Annotated in this window: 16 protein-coding genes and 1 pseudogene; 7 read left to right on the forward strand and 10 right to left on the reverse strand. The window is 38.8% G+C overall.

Annotation, left to right across the window (positions count from 1 at the left end; all coding sequences use genetic code 11):
* Positions 1-353: 353 nt before the first annotated feature.
* Positions 354-1,661 carry a glycosyltransferase family 4 protein gene (locus tag ACOWPH_RS18605; protein ID WP_015216871.1) on the forward strand — a complete coding sequence of 436 codons (1,308 nt, stop codon included), beginning with the start codon at positions 354-356 and terminating at the stop codon, positions 1,659-1,661.
* A 20-nt stretch (positions 1,662-1,681) separates the two neighbouring features.
* A complete protein-coding gene (locus ACOWPH_RS18610) occupies positions 1,682-2,776 on the forward strand; it encodes a glycosyltransferase family 4 protein (protein ID WP_015216872.1) in 1,095 nt (364 codons plus the stop codon).
* Between the two features lie 43 nt (positions 2,777-2,819).
* Here the strand turns inward: ACOWPH_RS18610 and pyk are convergent, their stop codons facing one another.
* Entirely contained in the window at positions 2,820-4,589 is a 1,770-nt protein-coding gene (gene pyk / locus ACOWPH_RS18615; RefSeq protein WP_015216873.1) for a pyruvate kinase, read from the reverse strand.
* 360 nt (positions 4,590-4,949) lie between these two features.
* Between pyk and crtR the strand changes: the two genes are divergently transcribed.
* The gene (gene crtR / locus ACOWPH_RS18620; RefSeq protein WP_015216874.1) at positions 4,950-5,840 is read left to right on the forward strand and encodes a beta-carotene hydroxylase; all 891 of its coding nucleotides are present in this window, start codon (positions 4,950-4,952) and stop codon (positions 5,838-5,840) included.
* Between the two features lie 17 nt (positions 5,841-5,857).
* On the opposite strand, the pseudogene ACOWPH_RS18625 reads toward crtR, so the two are convergent.
* From ACOWPH_RS18625 to ACOWPH_RS18660, 8 genes and pseudogenes are all read right to left on the reverse strand, one after another.
* Positions 5,858-6,088: pseudogene (locus ACOWPH_RS18625) on the reverse strand (DUF433 domain-containing protein).
* A gap of 19 nt (positions 6,089-6,107) precedes the next feature.
* Entirely contained in the window at positions 6,108-6,524 is a 417-nt protein-coding gene (locus ACOWPH_RS18630; protein WP_015216875.1) for a toxin-antitoxin system TumE family protein, read from the reverse strand.
* A 2-nt stretch (positions 6,525-6,526) separates the two neighbouring features.
* On the reverse strand, positions 6,527-6,796 hold the full coding sequence (locus ACOWPH_RS18635; protein ID WP_015216876.1) for a hypothetical protein: 270 nt from the start codon (positions 6,794-6,796) through the stop codon (positions 6,527-6,529).
* A gap of 28 nt (positions 6,797-6,824) precedes the next feature.
* Positions 6,825-7,580 carry a helix-turn-helix domain-containing protein gene (locus ACOWPH_RS18640; protein WP_015216877.1) on the reverse strand — a complete coding sequence of 252 codons (756 nt, stop codon included), beginning with the start codon at positions 7,578-7,580 and terminating at the stop codon, positions 6,825-6,827.
* An 87-nt stretch (positions 7,581-7,667) separates the two neighbouring features.
* A complete protein-coding gene (locus ACOWPH_RS18645) occupies positions 7,668-7,955 on the reverse strand; it encodes a hypothetical protein (RefSeq protein WP_015216878.1) in 288 nt (95 codons plus the stop codon).
* A gap of 40 nt (positions 7,956-7,995) precedes the next feature.
* Entirely contained in the window at positions 7,996-8,409 is a 414-nt protein-coding gene (gene aroH, locus ACOWPH_RS18650; RefSeq protein ID WP_042465412.1) for a chorismate mutase, read from the reverse strand.
* 151 nt (positions 8,410-8,560) lie between these two features.
* On the reverse strand, positions 8,561-9,382 hold the full coding sequence (gene sppA, locus ACOWPH_RS18655; protein ID WP_015216880.1) for a signal peptide peptidase SppA: 822 nt from the start codon (positions 9,380-9,382) through the stop codon (positions 8,561-8,563).
* Between the two features lie 427 nt (positions 9,383-9,809).
* Positions 9,810-10,106 carry a hypothetical protein gene (locus ACOWPH_RS18660; RefSeq protein ID WP_015216881.1) on the reverse strand — a complete coding sequence of 99 codons (297 nt, stop codon included), beginning with the start codon at positions 10,104-10,106 and terminating at the stop codon, positions 9,810-9,812.
* Positions 10,107-10,488: 382 nt separating this feature from the next.
* On the opposite strand from ACOWPH_RS18660, the gene ACOWPH_RS18665 reads away from it, so the two are divergent.
* The 4 genes from ACOWPH_RS18665 (at position 10,489) to plsY (ending at position 14,127) form a co-directional block, all read left to right on the forward strand.
* A complete protein-coding gene (locus ACOWPH_RS18665) occupies positions 10,489-11,286 on the forward strand; it encodes an MlaE family lipid ABC transporter permease subunit (RefSeq protein ID WP_015216882.1) in 798 nt (265 codons plus the stop codon).
* A 101-nt stretch (positions 11,287-11,387) separates the two neighbouring features.
* Positions 11,388-11,774 (forward strand): DUF3119 family protein, encoded by a 387-nt coding sequence (locus tag ACOWPH_RS18670; protein ID WP_015216883.1) that lies wholly within the window; start codon positions 11,388-11,390, stop codon positions 11,772-11,774.
* A gap of 208 nt (positions 11,775-11,982) precedes the next feature.
* Positions 11,983-13,269, forward strand: a complete 1,287-nt coding sequence (locus ACOWPH_RS18675; RefSeq protein ID WP_015216884.1) for a DUF3086 domain-containing protein — start codon at positions 11,983-11,985, stop codon at positions 13,267-13,269.
* A 177-nt stretch (positions 13,270-13,446) separates the two neighbouring features.
* A complete protein-coding gene (gene plsY, locus ACOWPH_RS18680; RefSeq protein WP_015216885.1) occupies positions 13,447-14,127 on the forward strand; it encodes a glycerol-3-phosphate 1-O-acyltransferase PlsY in 681 nt (226 codons plus the stop codon).
* Between the two features lie 205 nt (positions 14,128-14,332).
* Here the strand turns inward: plsY and ACOWPH_RS18685 are convergent, their stop codons facing one another.
* Entirely contained in the window at positions 14,333-14,551 is a 219-nt protein-coding gene (locus ACOWPH_RS18685; protein WP_015216886.1) for a hypothetical protein, read from the reverse strand.
* Positions 14,552-14,880: the final 329 nt, after the last annotated feature.

The following is a 14,880-nucleotide window of genomic DNA, read 5'->3' on the forward strand; positions in this document are numbered from 1 at the left end:
TAATAAAGTTTTTAGTTGATCAAATTATTGAGTAACAGAAAAAAATATGACAACACAAAAAGCTCTAATTACAGCAGTAACTAAACAAGATATTTCTTAATCTTGGGGAAATTTTTCTGGGTAAAGGCTATCAAGTTCTGACTTTAGTTAGTTGCTCAATCTCCAGTAACCTTGATTGTATTTATCATTTTCATTGTGATATACAAATGCTTTTTGCCGATTTTTTAGACTAATGCTTCAAATAGTTGAAAATCAAGATTAAAATGCTCTTAAAGTGGAAATATATATTCCTTGAAGGAATTTACAGTGTCTATAGTCATAAATCTAAAAAAATGCTTAACTTAGGATAATCAATGAGAATATTTATAGATTGTACTCATACGGCCAAGCACAATTATAAAAACACAGGAATACATCGAGTAGTACGTGAACTAACAACTGAGTTAGCCAATATTAGTCAGAATTATCAGAATATAGAAGTAATTGATGTTATGTTCGATGGTAAATTTATAACAAGAGTTACTAATTTGCATCACCAAAACTACATCCACCACCATAAAAATAGCTTATTCGACTGGATGAAAAATAAAAAATTCCAGATTTTTTTGAATAAGGTAAACAATAAAATTCTAAATTATTTTTCAGGCATATTATTTTGGGCTTACTGGTTTGATTTAAATTCTGACAATAAGTTTAGCCTTCTTGAATTTGAGGGTCATAAAATATTGCCTGGAGACATTTACGTTATAGCTGATGCAAACTGGGATTTACCTAAAACCTATTATAAATTTTTACAAATTTTGAAAAAGCATGATGTTATCGTTGCTGTAATATGTTATGATATTATACCAATGAAATTTCCAGAGTTTTGTTCTCAAAAATTGACTAAAGATTTCAATAATTTTTATGAAAATTACTCAAATTTATTTGATCAAGTTTTATGTATATCTAAAAATAGTGCTGATGACTATAAAAATGCGCGGTCTAAGGGAATAGTTTCTAATAATAACCCTAACTTGATTGTGAAAAGTTTTCGTTTAGGGTGTGACTACTCAAGCAAGATATCGAGAAGCAATCTGAATGATAAAAATTGTAATGATAATATCAAAAGATTATTAACAAAAAAATATATTTTGGTAGTTGGTAGTTTAGTTCCTCATAAAAATCTTAAATCCGTTATAGAAGCTTTTGATTTGTTAGTAGATTCTACGCATGAACAAATATATTTACTTTTTGCCGGTAACAAAGGATGGGATTCAAAAACTGATCATTTAATTGAATCTCATAGAATGCACAACAATATCATACATATCTTAGGCTCAGTAACTGACTTTGAGCTAAATCTTCTCTACCAAAACTGTTACTGTTTAGTACAAGCGTCTTTTTATGAAGGCTTTGGATTACCAGTTGTGGAAGCACTACAACATGGTAAACCTGTAATCTCAAGTAATGGTGGTTCTCTGCCAGAAATAGGTGGAGATTTTTGTATATACTTCAATCCTAAAGAACCAATAGAACTTTATCAAGCTTTAGAAAAATTGGTGAATTCAAAGACTTTCTACAATGAGTTAGTAACTCGTATTAGAAATGAGTATATTCCATTTTCATGGGAAGAATCAGCTAAACAATTGCTTTCCCTACTGTCTATACAGAAAAATTGATAAAAAATATGCAGTACTAAATGAATACAATAAACAATTCACTCTCTAATCAATTAATCATAAATTTATCCATTCTTTTTTCTCAACCGACAGGCATCAGCAACTATGCGCTAAATTTATTTCCTTATTTAAAATCTCTCCAACCTACCCTATTAACAGCCAAAAAATATTCTGATTTCAACTGCTATCCAGTACCAAATAATTTTACTCCTGCTGACGGTATTAAAGGACATTTACGTCGGCTAATGTGGACACAATTTCAACTACCAAAAATCTATAAAAACCTTAAGTCTCAACTTTTATTCTCTCCAATACCAGAAGCACCCCTCTACAGCAACTGTCGTTTTATCATCATGTCTCACGACATGATACCGTTGCGCTTTCCCAAACCCTTTTCACCGTTGACACCATACCATCGTTACTACACTCCCCAAGTTTTTAAACAAGCACAACATATTATTTGTAACTCAGAAGCAACAGCTAAAGACATCACCGACTTTTACCAAGTTCCTACTAAGAAAATAACACCTATTCCCCTAGCACACGATCGCACTCACTTCCGCTTCCTCAACTTACCCACCAGTAATTACTTCCTATACATCGGTCGTCAAGACCCTTACAAAAACTTGCAGAAACTCATCACTTCCTTTGCCGCGCTACCCAACAAGGGAGACTATGAACTATGGTTAGCAGGACCTACCGATAAACGTTATACCCCATTATTGCAAGCGCAAGTTGAAGAACTGGGTATAACTCATCGCGTCAAATTCCTCAACTACGTACCTTATAGTGAACTACCAAAAATTATAAATCAAGCGATCGCACTCGTTTTCCCCAGTTTGTGGGAAGGCTTTGGTTTTCCTGTCCTGGAAGCAATGGCCTGTGGTACTCCCGTCATCACTTCCAATGTTTCCTCCCTTCCCGAAGTAGCTGGAGATGCGGCTATTCTCATTAATCCCCATCACCCAGGGGAAATCACAGCAGCAATGCAAGCAATAATCAACGATTCAGAAATGAGAAAAACACTTTCTCAAAAAGGTATCACCAGAGCAAATCAATTTAGTTGGGAAAAAACAGGACAAGCAACAGTAGAAGTATTATCCCGTTATTTATAATTTTGGGGTAAAGGATGAAAAAAGACTTCATCCTTCATTCTGTTTAAGGTGTTCCCACAGCCCCAGAGTAAACTAAACCTCGTTGCATATCTAAAGTCAAAATTGCCCCATCTTTAATTACCTTTGTCGCTTCCTTCACCCCGACAATCACTGGTACACCGAGACGTAAACCAATCACGGCTGCATGACTTGAGAGACTTTCTTCTTCAGTAATAATTCCCCCAGCTTTGCGAATCGCTTCCACAAAATCTACACTAGTGCGGGATGCGACCAAAATATCTCCAGGGTTAAAGTTACTTGCATCCATAGCAGTATGTGCTACTCTGGCACGACCACTGACAGAACCTTGTCCTAGACCAATGCCCTGACCCAGTACAGCAGTCACCACTTCCACCTTAATCAAGTCTGTTGACCCAGAAACCCCCTGAAGTGTACCAGCAGTCATCACTACCAAATCACCTTCACTCAAGAGATTTTTCTCCTGAGCCACATTTATAGCGGCTTGGAATGTCTGACCTGTGGAAGGTAGTTCTAGTACCAACAGCGGTCTTACTCCCCAGACCATTTGCAACTGCCTTGCTACGTTTACATGGGGTGTGATGGCTAAAATTGGCGTTTTGGGACGAAATTTAGAAACGTTGCGGGCTGTAGCACCGGTTTGAGTCAAAGTCATAATTGCCGCTGCGCCCAAATTTTCAGCAATTTGACCAACTGCTTGGCTAATAGCATTGGGAATAGAACGCCTTTTATCTCTTGATTGACGGGAGTTAGCGTTTAGGGTTTCTTCCTGTTCAATGCGTTCTGCTATTCTGGCCATTGTGGCTACAGCTTCCACCGGGAAACTACCAACAGCAGTTTCATTGGAGAGCATTACCGCGTCTGTACCGTCTAAAATCGCGTTTGCGACATCGGAGACTTCCGCACGGGTAGGACGGGGGTTGCTGACCATGCTATCTAACATTTGGGTAGCGGTAATAATGGGGATACCCAAACGGTTGGCTGTAGCAATTAGCCGTTTTTGCAGTATGGGTACATCTTCCGCTGGTAGTTCCACGCCTAAGTCACCTCTAGCAACCATTACGCCGTCACACAAAGACAGAACTTCTTCCATTTGTTCAATGGCTTCGTGCTTTTCAATTTTGGCAATTACAGGGACATTTTTGCCTGTGCTAGAAATTAGCTCTTTGATTTCGATCATGTCCTGGGGGTTACGGACAAAGGAAAGTGCTACCCAGTCTACACCTTGATCTAGACCAAACATCAGATCCTCGCGGTCTTTGTCGGTCATAGCTTTAATTGATAAGTAAACTCCCGGAAAGTTTACACCTTTGTTGTTAGAAAGTTTACCAGGTACAGTAATGCGACAATGCAAATCGCCTTTGTCCTGGTTAATGTCTTCCACGACCATTTCCACTCGTCCATCATCGAGGAGGATTTTGGCACCGACGGGGACTTCATCTGCTAAATAATCGTAGGTAACGCAACTGATTTCTTGGGTTCCTACAACTGGACGATTTGTTAAGGTGAAGCGATCGCCCTTCGCCAAAATTATAGAACCATTTTCAAACTTACCCAAGCGAATTTTTGGCCCTTGCAAATCTTGGAGAATTGCTACTGGTCTATTGAGTTCAAAAGCAGTTTGCCGAATTAGGCGAATACTACGCTGATGGTCAGCATGAGTTCCGTGGGAGAAGTTTAGCCGCAGTGTTGTTGCACCCGCTTCAATAATTGCCTTCAGCATTTCTGGACTGCTGGTAGCAGGCCCAATAGTAGCAACAATTTTGGTTCGGCGCAGAGAATCTCTTAATTGCATAGGGACTGATTTCAAAATAATCTATCTGGGAAGTAATCGTATATTAAGCGGCATCTCCTTTTCAGTCACTGCTATATCAATGATGTCAGCAGTTAGAGAAGGAATTAGCGGGATAGACTAGATATAGTACACTAATCTTATCGGCATCCTCCTGAAGAGAGATTTTTGCCATGAAAGCATTAGCACTGCTTAAACTTTAGTCGTCAGTAAATACATAGGTCTAGTCTGGAATCATAGCGCCATTCATCTGCTAATCAGCAAAGACAGCAGATAAATATTGTCATATGAAACTTTATATAACTTTACTCTTTACTAAGATTTGTCGTATATTCGTGATATTTGATGAAGAAGGAGTTAGTAATGCTCACGTCGGAGGCACAAAAGCCACTGACAATCCCAACCAAGGAACTTTTAGCACCTCCTGGTGATTTTAATCCCACACTACTGCTGTTTTTTGTGGTGGTGACAATGTTGGTGTTATCTAACTTTGGTTATTGGGTTTGGGAATGGCCACATTGGCTATGCTTTAGCATTAACACTCTGTCCTTGCATTGTTCGGGGACGGTGATTCATGATGCTTGTCACCAGTCAGCCCATCGCAACCGGGTGATTAATGCCATGTTAGGACATGGTAGCGCCTTAATTTTAGCTTTTGCATTCCCTGTGTTTACACGGGTACATTTACAGCATCATGGTAATGTCAATCACCCTAAAGATGACCCTGATCATTATGTCTCTACAGGTGGGCCATTGTGGTTGATTGCAGTCAGATTTTTATACCATGAGGTATTTTTCTTTCAACGGCAATTGTGGCGGAAATATGAGTTATTGGAATGGTTTATTAGTCGTTTAATTATCATTACTATTGTTTATATTTCTGTCCAATATCATTTTTTGGGCTATATTCTCAATTTTTGGTTTATTCCAGCATTTTTGGTGGGAATTGCCTTGGGGTTATTTTTTGATTATTTACCCCATCGTCCCTTTGTGGAAAGAAGTCGCTGGAAAAATGCCCGCGTCTATCCTGGTAAGGTTCTCAATATCCTGATTTTGGGGCAGAATTATCACCTCATTCATCATCTGTGGCCTTCGATTCCTTGGTATAATTACCAACCAGCTTATTATATGATGAAGCCGTTGCTGGATGAAAAGGGTAGTCCGCAAACTTCAGGACTATTGCAGAAAAAGGACTTTTTTGAGTTCTTGTATGATATTTTTCTGGGAATTCGGTTTAATCAGCATCACGAATAAAACGTAAGCGGTATTAATTACCGCTGATTTCTACTAACTGGATGATTGAGTTTACGTGAAGCGTACATAAGTGCTGCTTTGAGATCGTCAATTTCCAAATCAGGTATTTATTCGAGAATCTGTCCAGCACTTAGTCCAGCTACAAACAAATCCAGCACGTCTGATACACCAATTCGCATACCCCGGATACAGGGACGACCACCACGTTGTTTAGGGTTGATTGTAATTCTTTCAAGTAAATCTGCCATAGGGGTTTACCACTCATGATTACTGTATCAAAGCCTCAATTTCCTGAATCAGAAAAGGTAAATTTGGATGGATAAAACTGATGTTTGGCGCTGGAATCCGATTGCGTTTCATCTCCGGGGGAACGTGTTTATGATGGGGAAATGTTGAAGCAAGTGATGCATCCTTGGGATGAGGAAAATCATCGTACCAGTAGAGTTTCTCGTTATTTCGATAGACTTCGTAGCCATAGGAAGTAATTAGCTCTGCATCAAAATCGAGTTCTTCTCTCATGCGAAGTTTAATGTTTCCTTTGAAAAACACTTCACCTTCTGCTGTTCCTGTATAGGGACTATTAGACCAAAGCACAAGGGTTGAACGTTCTACATCAGAACGGTTGAGAATCTGCGATACAAACTGACTGTACTCAGCTAGTGATTTCAAAGGGGATTCACTCATTGTCAGTAAGTGGGCTGAAACCGAAATGTTTCAGCTAGTTCTCGTTGCTCCATCTGCTTGGTGTATGCTTGCTTACGGCGAAGCCATGTTTCATAGATCCCTTTCCAGCGGCTGAAGTCTGTCCGAGTTTCGTCATACTCATCATAACGGGAGAGGTTACCCGACATCAGGGCTTTGTAAAAATCTTCACTAAGAACGCCATACTTTTCTTCGTAGAGTGTTAGGCGGCGTTCTTGTAACTTCATTTCAATGACTAATTCATGAATTTCCATCGGTTACACCAAGATTATCAATGTTGAATTAGAAAGGTGAGTTAATAATATAGTAACCCACCCTGAAAAATATAAGATTATGATCGCTAATTGGTAATTGTAGCGCCTGTTTTTGCAATTCTTGTAAAAACAATAAATCGGCAAGATATCTTTCAAAAGTATCTGCTAAAGAAGAAAAAAGCAATCTTATTAAACTTCTTCCCTGCGGGAATTTACTCGATATATTAGGGCTATCTGGGCATATAATATTAGCTGATTGACCAGCGATGATAGCTAAATTCTTATACTGTCTTAGAAAGACTAGTTTAGATTCTGTAGAATTATTTTCTTCATTAAGTATTTGTTCTATAATTTGATGTAAACACGATGATTTTTTAATCTTATCTATGATAAATATTTCTTCAGGCGTAGCTTTCGATATTTCTGAGCCACGTCTGACAAAAACGCTTTGATCTTCAGTGATTACTAATCTAGCTGATTTTTTAACTTCAATAGCGTATAAGCACTTATTGTCTATTAAAACCCAGTCATGGTTTACATCTGGATGTGGTCTAAGTCTCAAAATAGCTGAGTCAACAACTGCTGCTGCTGGTACATCGTCTGCTAAACCTACAATTTCAAGACATGATTGACTTTCCTTGACACCTATAATCAACCAGCCACCTTCAGTATTAGCAAAAGCTGCAATAATACGTCCTAACAAACTTGGTGGTGGCAGCGTATACTTATATTTCAGAGTGGAACCTTCTGGCTGTAAAAGAAGGGTTTTTATATCTTCCAGCATTATTGGAAACTATAATTAATAAGATTGCTTTTGTATCATTATCCAGCATAAAGTGTGTAATTAATCAGTCTTTGCAATTAAATTTATTCAAATATCTGTCCCTAAACTCTGAGCGTAAATCACCTCAATATTGCTACCAAATTGCAATTTATCTAAGGATTCTGTGAAAAACACAAAACCCTTATATGTAGTCACATATTTATATATTTTCGTAAAAAAACCTTCACTGGTGACAATGACAAGCGGCTCTTCACCCTTCGAGAGAATATTCAAAAAATCCTCTAACTTCACACAAACACCAGTTCCTCGATGAGTGAAAATACTCCCACCAATAGCAGCAGGTTGAGCAGCCGCGTCACCACTGTAATAGCTCATTTGGCGCTAACTTTTATATAATATTATTGACCTGCTGATTTTAAGCTTTTGTTTTAATTATTGGCTGTGAGGTTTGTAACGTTTGCGATAAACCCCAGTCTGGGCGCAATTTAGCCGCTTGACGTAAATAAATGTGGTGAATTGAGGCGGAAGTTGGTAAATAGGCGTGAATTAAAAACCGAATGCAACGCGGTAAACTGCCTTCAACGTGCATTTGCTGGACATCCAACATAGCTACACTATCCCATAAAGGACGACTGCGAGCGATCGCGGCTGGAAAAATAGCATCTAAATCTCGTGTGACAGAAAAAGTAACGCTAATCATTTCTGTTGGTTGGAGTTCATTCCGTTGTTCCAGTTCATCAAGCAGTTCTGTCACCGCTTCTCGGATTGCTTCTACGCTATTATCTGCAACGGTTGTTGCGCCACGAATCGCTCGCATTTGCCATTCCACTTCCAAAATCCTCCTATATTTTAGTCATTAGCTCAAAGACTATTACAGCAGATTGCAGGTTGCAGGAGGTACGAAATTTAAGCACAAAGCCATATACAACAAAACTTTCAACCCTGTTCCCTGTTCCCTGCTGTAACTATTGACAATTAATTTACGGTCTATACAACCACAAAGGTAAACCACTTGTAGACATTTCAAATTCGAGCCAATCAATTCCAGCCCCAATTCCTGATTTCTTCAGACGACTCCCAGGTAGAACTCGACTCAGCAATGGTTTACGTTCTTCTAGCGTATAGCAAGGAGTTTTTTCTGGATCAAGTCCGACTAATTCGGCTGTCCAGCGACGTGCATCTTCTTCTGTTCCCAAGCGGTCTACAACACCTAACTCTAAGGCTTGCTCTCCGGTGAAGATGCGGCCATCAGCAAAAGTTTTTACGGTGTCTACCGCTAAAGAACGTCCTTCGGCTACGGTTTGCACAAACTGCTGATAACTGACATCAATCAATTGTTGCAGAATATTCTCCTCTGGTTCTGTCAATTCCCGATCAAAAGACAAAATGTCTTTGTACGGTCCAGACTTAATCACCTTAAAGGAAACACCAACTTTTTCTAGGAGGCGTTCTAGGTTATTTCCCCGCAGAATCACGCCTATACTGCCTGTAATCGTGCCGGGGTTAGCCACAATGTGTTCGGCTCCCATACCAATGTAAACGCCGCCAGAAGCCGAAATATTGCCAAAGCTGGCGACAATTTTAGTTTTTTTCTGCAACCGCCTCAGAGCGCTGTAGATTTCCTGGGAATCACCTACTGTACCGCCAGGACTATCTATGCGTAACAGTAAAGCTGGAAATTTCTTTTCTTCGACAGTTTTCAGAGCTTCTAATACCCGTTTGCGTGTAGCACTGGCGATCGCACCAGTAATTTCAATCCGAGCAATTTGTTTACGAAATCTGGGTTTAAAAGGCCAAACCATGAGTTATCAATCACCTATTAATGAAACTAATATAAGATGCCCAGCGGTCAGACGACCTCTCTAACTCTGTTAAGAAAGGTGAGCAGCCATAGAACTATTTAAAATCTTAAGGAAATTTTTATATTTCGCGTGTAGTTTTATTTGCTATATTTCTTCATGAAGGGATATGTATTTAAAGACTTATTTCTTTAGGTTAATTTTGGTCGTGATTGAACGAAGTCAAAACTTAAAGCTGTAAACAAAAATAACTGCATTACTCATAGCAAAGCTTTGTCTTTAGTAAATTGTGACTAATGACAGTTTTAATTATTGTATAAATACTCAATTCTATCAAAATAACTTCAGTTACGAAGGATTAGTGATATGCTTTTGCGAGAATTAATAGGGCTGTAAGTTATCAAAAACCGCATAAAAACTGCTTAACATTTTAAGAATCAATGCGGAGAATTTGACAGCGGTAATAAGCATAGATGTCAAACAGTCCACCCACAAAACCGCAAGTCAGACTGATTACAAATAGACCATTGAGGGGACTACCAGTACCAAAGGTGGCAAGAAAATGCAGAATCTGAGTGGGGATATTCTCAGTTATGGCTTGTAAACCTGGGATGTAACCGGAAAGGCATAAAAAGACCAGTGTACCGCCGACAAAGAAAATAGGCGCGATAAAACTGAAAAGGGTCGTGAGTACTAGAGATCGGAGAAAGTTGGCAAATATGCTCATGATCAGGCAAGCTCCGGGATTTAATGTAGACGATGGCTGAACAACTGCACGTCATCTTCTACAATAAGTGCGATCGCTCCTGAACATTCAATATGTCAAAAATCTTAAGTTTTCATTAAAAGAGAACCCAATCAGTTTCATAAAATGCTGCCCCTAATTAAAGAGCTTGTAAACTCCAGAACCATTGGTTTATAGAACTTTTATCTTCAAAAATCGAATCTAAATGTATTACATCACGCTTAATAATAGATTCATTATTATGAGAAAGTATTTAAAGTAAGTTAACGTTTGACCTGAAAAAAAGAGAGACAAAAAAAATTCATGAAAAATGAGCTATGACTTTCGCTATTCTTAAAGCAGTTACCGAGTTAGCTAAAGAACATTGAGCCAGACTATATCCAAATTCAGTTTAGGAGCATGGAGTCAGCGATTGCTGGCAGCGATTTTTTTGGGTGGACAAATCATAATTCACCTACTTAAGGGCAAAATCCATCGACGCAATACCCTAGAGCAATTAGCCGCAGTTGGGCCAGACTCCCTATTTATCGCCTTAATCACAGCCATTTTCGTAGGTGCAGTATTTACCATTCAAGTAGCGCGGGAATTTATCAACTTTGGCGCAGGAAACCTAGTTGGTGGAGTTTTAGCGGTAGCCTTGACAAGGGAACTCACACCAGTGCTAACAGCAGTAATTTTGGCAGGAAGGGTTGGTTCTGCCTTTGCAGCGGAAATTGGAACAATGCGAGTTACAGAGCAAATTGATGCCCTGTTAATGTTAAAAACAGACCCAATTGATTACCTCGTTATTCCCAGACTCCTAGCTTGTTTATTAATGTTGCCCGTCTTAACCTTGCTATCCTTAATCACTGGGATGTTTGGGGGATTGATCATTGCCACCAACATTTACAATCTCTCAGATACAGTATTTTTAGACTCAGCCCGTAACTTTCTGGGCATCTGGGATATCTGTAGTGCGATGATTAAAGCCGGGTGCTTTGGTGTTTTAATAGCCATTATCGGCTGTAGCTGGGGTTTAACCACAACAGGAGGAGCTAAAGGTGTGGGACAATCAACCACAACAGCTGTTGTGACAGCCTTGCTGATTATTTTTGTTAGCAACTTCTTTCTTTCTTGGTTAATGTTTCAGGGTCCTGGTAGTGGATTATCACCAGGGATGTAAAGGAGGCAGGAGGCAGGGAGAAAATTATTTATAATCTCTTCCCAGTGACCAATGACTAAAATAAAAGATTAATATCTACTGACAAAGCAGGAGAAAAAATTGTGACAAGTTCATTAGCGCCTAATTCTACCTCGACTGTGGAACTCAAGCCAAGTTACAATATCCCTGTCATCTTGGTGCTTGCAGCCATTCCTCTCCTGCTAGTACAACCTTGGGTAGGAGGAGTGTTTACGGTGATGGGTTTGTTTCTGATGTTGCAGGCTGTAACATTGCGTTGTCAATTCACTGCCACCGACTTTGATATTTACCGAGGAGAAAAGTTAATTCGGCGTTTTCCTTATCAAGAATGGCAAAACTGGCGAATTTTCTGGAATAGAGTTCCCATCTTGTTTTACTTTAAAGAAATTAATAGCATTCACTTTCTGCCTATTTTATTTGACCCCAACGCCTTAAAATCTTGCTTAGAACAGCGTTGTCCACGTATTTAGCGCTCAGTAGTTTGGATTGAATGCTTTAAAATTGTATAGCAGTTGCAAAATATTCAGGACATACACTGTTCATAAAATATGGCTTACGCCACGCTGCGCTACAGACACGAAGAAAGTTTCAACCCTTTTGCCTGTTCCCTGTTCCCTGTTCCCTGTTATATATTTCTCAAAGCTATTTGTTCGCATCATTAGGAATTTACTATTGTTTATGAACCCAGAGGAATCTCAAACCCCAAAACCAATTGATGAATGGTGGGAAGAAACGCCAGAACAAAATCCTACAGGTGAAAACCTAGAAATTATATCTTCTGAGTCAGTACAGAAAACAGAAGCGCCAACGTCAGCAGATAAACCACAAACAAATGATGTATCTTTTACATCATCCGTCGCTAATACAGAACCCGAAGATTTTACAGTAGAACCTACAGAAGAATCTAAAAGCGAGTTAGTACCACAATTAGCAGTAGAAACTGGGGTGCTGGAGTCAGAACCAGAGCTTAATTCACTATATGCACAAATAGGGCAACGAGTAGCCGATTTACAAGCAACTGAAGCCACACTAAAAGCGGAAATATCGGCATTACAAATTACTTACAAAACCCTTCAAGGACAAGTAAGTGAAACCCAAACGTCACTCTCGAAAATGGTGCAAGAGTCTTTGGTGCTGTTAGAACAACGCAAACAAGCACTGCAAATTTCTGTAGAACAACTAGAACGCCGTCAAGAACGTATTCGTAATGAAATGCGAACTACCTTTGCGGGAACATCTCAAGATTTGGCAATTCGAGTACAGGGTTTTAAAGACTATCTCACAGGTAGTTTACAAGATTTAGCATCAGCAGCAGAGCAATTGCAACTTGTTCCGGCTGTGAGGGAACGCGAAAAACCAGCAGTGAAAGAGGCTAAACCTGTTGAACAACAGCCACCTACATTGCAACTGGCCCAACAACAGTTTCAAGATACAACCAAACAAATTCGCCGTTTAATTGACCAATACCGCAACCAACCCGATTATTATGGTGCTGTGTGGCAGTTGCGACGGACCTTTGAACCAATTCATGCAGAACGAGTTTCTAATTGGTTTTTCACCTTGGGGGGACGGGGTGCTTTACGGACAATGGGTAGCCGTTTGCAGAATATCTTGATTGCGTCGGCGGTGATTTCCATATTACACAAGTTACATGGAGAGAGGGTGCGTACTCTAATTTTAGCGAATACACCGGAACGTTTAGGTGAATGGCGACGCGGTTTACAAGATTGTTTGGGAATTGGCCGTCCTGATTTTGGCCCTGATAGAGGTGTGGTTTTGTTTGAAGCACCTACAGCTTTAGCCCAAAAAGCAGATAGATTGGTTAAAGCCAATCAATTGCCTTTAATTATCATTGATGATTCAGAGGAGCAAATTAGCTTAGGATTGTTACAATTCCCTTTGTGGTTAGCTTTTGCACCTGACCCCAAAACCATGAGAGATCGTGATTTTGATGATGAATTTTAATTTGGTGATTAGTGATTAGTGATTAGTGATTGGTCATTGGTCATGATTTTTTCATCTAGACTAGTGACCAAATAATTACTAATTCTTAATTGAAAAGGGTACAAGCTCTAACTGATTGAAATCACGTTGGTGTAGTCTTCTGGAAGCACTATTACGAATTACGAATTACGAATTATTATGGCTATTTGGTTAACTTTGTGTGGGGCAGTTGTTTTATTAGCTTACCTATTGGGTTCTTTCCCTACTGGGTATATTGCCGGGAAGCTGTTAAAAGGTATTGATATTCGGGAAGTTGGGTCTGGTTCAACGGGTGCAACAAATGTACTGAGAACTTTAGGAAAAGTTCCAGGGGCTTTTGTGTTATTAATTGATTGTTTAAAGGGAGTTTTAGCAATAAATTTCGTTTATACTTTATTTAATCTAGCACCCAGTCAAAATTTAATTCCATCAACATTAAATGTAGAAATATGGCAACCTTGGTTAGGAACATTAGCCGGATTAGCTGCCATTTTAGGTCATAGTAAATCAGTTTTTTTAGGTTTTACTGGTGGTAAATCTGTAGCTACTGGTGTGGGGATTTTGTTAGCCTTAAGTTGGCAGGTTGGATTATCCACAATAGGTGTTTTTGCTGTTGTTGTAGCGATATCCAAAATTGTGTCTTTGAGTTCTATTGCTGGTGCTGTTGCTGTTTCTATTCTGATGGTAATTTTCCATCAACCTTTACCCTATATTTTACTTGGTGTCGCTGGGGGTTTGTATGTAATTATCCGTCACCGCAGTAATATTGAAAGATTGCTGGCAGGTACTGAACCAAAAATTGGACAGAAGGTAGAGACAGAAATGGAACAGACAGTATAATTCTTGGGAAGGGCAAATTGTCAGTTCTAATGATAGGTTAACTTTGTGTAGATAATAAGCTTTTACCCAGATAAATTAAATCAACAGCGTCATCGTGGTTTTTAATCTTGCACTCCCATTTAATAATTATAAAAGCCGCTAGAAAATATTAATTCTAGCGGTTTTCTAATTTCTATTTAAGTCTATTATGCCGTAAATTAATTGGTTATATTTCTCTTGGTGCTAGGAATGTATCAAGTATTGGTATATCAAATGTTGGTGTTGATGGTGTTGATATATCAAATATTGGTATTGATGGTGTTGGTATATCAAATGTTGGTATTGATGGTGTGTTTAAAGGGGCTATCAAAGAATCTAATGTTACACTACCGGAAACACTTTCTTGCTGTTCAATAGATAAGCTTGTGAACAGTTTGTTATTCATAATTTTTGTTTTCCTATGTACCAGACATTGACTGTAGCGAATAGTTTTGAAGCTATTGTGACCACAAATTAATACTAGAAAATATGACTGTTGCATAAAAGCGTATTTGACAATTATTTTTACTTGAATTGAGTATAGACACACACATTAAAGCCACTTAATTCATGTCTATGGTTTTGAATATAAAAAAATAACCAATATTTACTACACTCCTCAGCGATAATTTATAGCCATTTAGGGTTACTCACACAATTGATTACAATGCTTTTAATCGAGTGAAATTAAATATAGATGTTATTACTAGTATTTGGATCTAAAATTAGGCTTAA

Origin of the sequence: Anabaena sp. PCC 7938, from assembly GCF_049315035.1 — a bacterium.
Taxonomy (GTDB): Bacteria; Cyanobacteriota; Cyanobacteriia; order Cyanobacteriales; family Nostocaceae; genus Anabaena; species Anabaena cylindrica.

Excerpts from the sequence above, each read along its gene's own strand:
- plsY (WP_015216885.1), top strand. The coding sequence starts at position 13,447 with ATGGCTATTTGGTTAACTTTGTGTGGGGCAGTTGTTTTATTAGCTTAC.
- ACOWPH_RS18635 (WP_015216876.1), bottom strand. The coding sequence starts at position 6,796 with ATGGAAATTCATGAATTAGTCATTGAAATGAAGTTACAAGAACGCCGC.
- crtR (WP_015216874.1), top strand. The coding sequence starts at position 4,950 with ATGCTCACGTCGGAGGCACAAAAGCCACTGACAATCCCAACCAAGGAA.
- ACOWPH_RS18685 (WP_015216886.1), bottom strand. The coding sequence starts at position 14,551 with ATGAATAACAAACTGTTCACAAGCTTATCTATTGAACAGCAAGAAAGT.
- ACOWPH_RS18675 (WP_015216884.1), top strand. The coding sequence starts at position 11,983 with ATGAACCCAGAGGAATCTCAAACCCCAAAACCAATTGATGAATGGTGG.
- ACOWPH_RS18605 (WP_015216871.1), top strand. The coding sequence starts at position 354 with ATGAGAATATTTATAGATTGTACTCATACGGCCAAGCACAATTATAAA.
- ACOWPH_RS18640 (WP_015216877.1), bottom strand. The coding sequence starts at position 7,580 with ATGCTGGAAGATATAAAAACCCTTCTTTTACAGCCAGAAGGTTCCACT.
- ACOWPH_RS18610 (WP_015216872.1), top strand. The coding sequence starts at position 1,682 with ATGAATACAATAAACAATTCACTCTCTAATCAATTAATCATAAATTTA.
- pyk (WP_015216873.1), bottom strand. The coding sequence starts at position 4,589 with ATGCAATTAAGAGATTCTCTGCGCCGAACCAAAATTGTTGCTACTATT.
- ACOWPH_RS18660 (WP_015216881.1), bottom strand. The coding sequence starts at position 10,106 with ATGAGCATATTTGCCAACTTTCTCCGATCTCTAGTACTCACGACCCTT.
- ACOWPH_RS18630 (WP_015216875.1), bottom strand. The coding sequence starts at position 6,524 with ATGAGTGAATCCCCTTTGAAATCACTAGCTGAGTACAGTCAGTTTGTA.
- ACOWPH_RS18645 (WP_015216878.1), bottom strand. The coding sequence starts at position 7,955 with ATGAGCTATTACAGTGGTGACGCGGCTGCTCAACCTGCTGCTATTGGT.
- sppA (WP_015216880.1), bottom strand. The coding sequence starts at position 9,382 with ATGGTTTGGCCTTTTAAACCCAGATTTCGTAAACAAATTGCTCGGATT.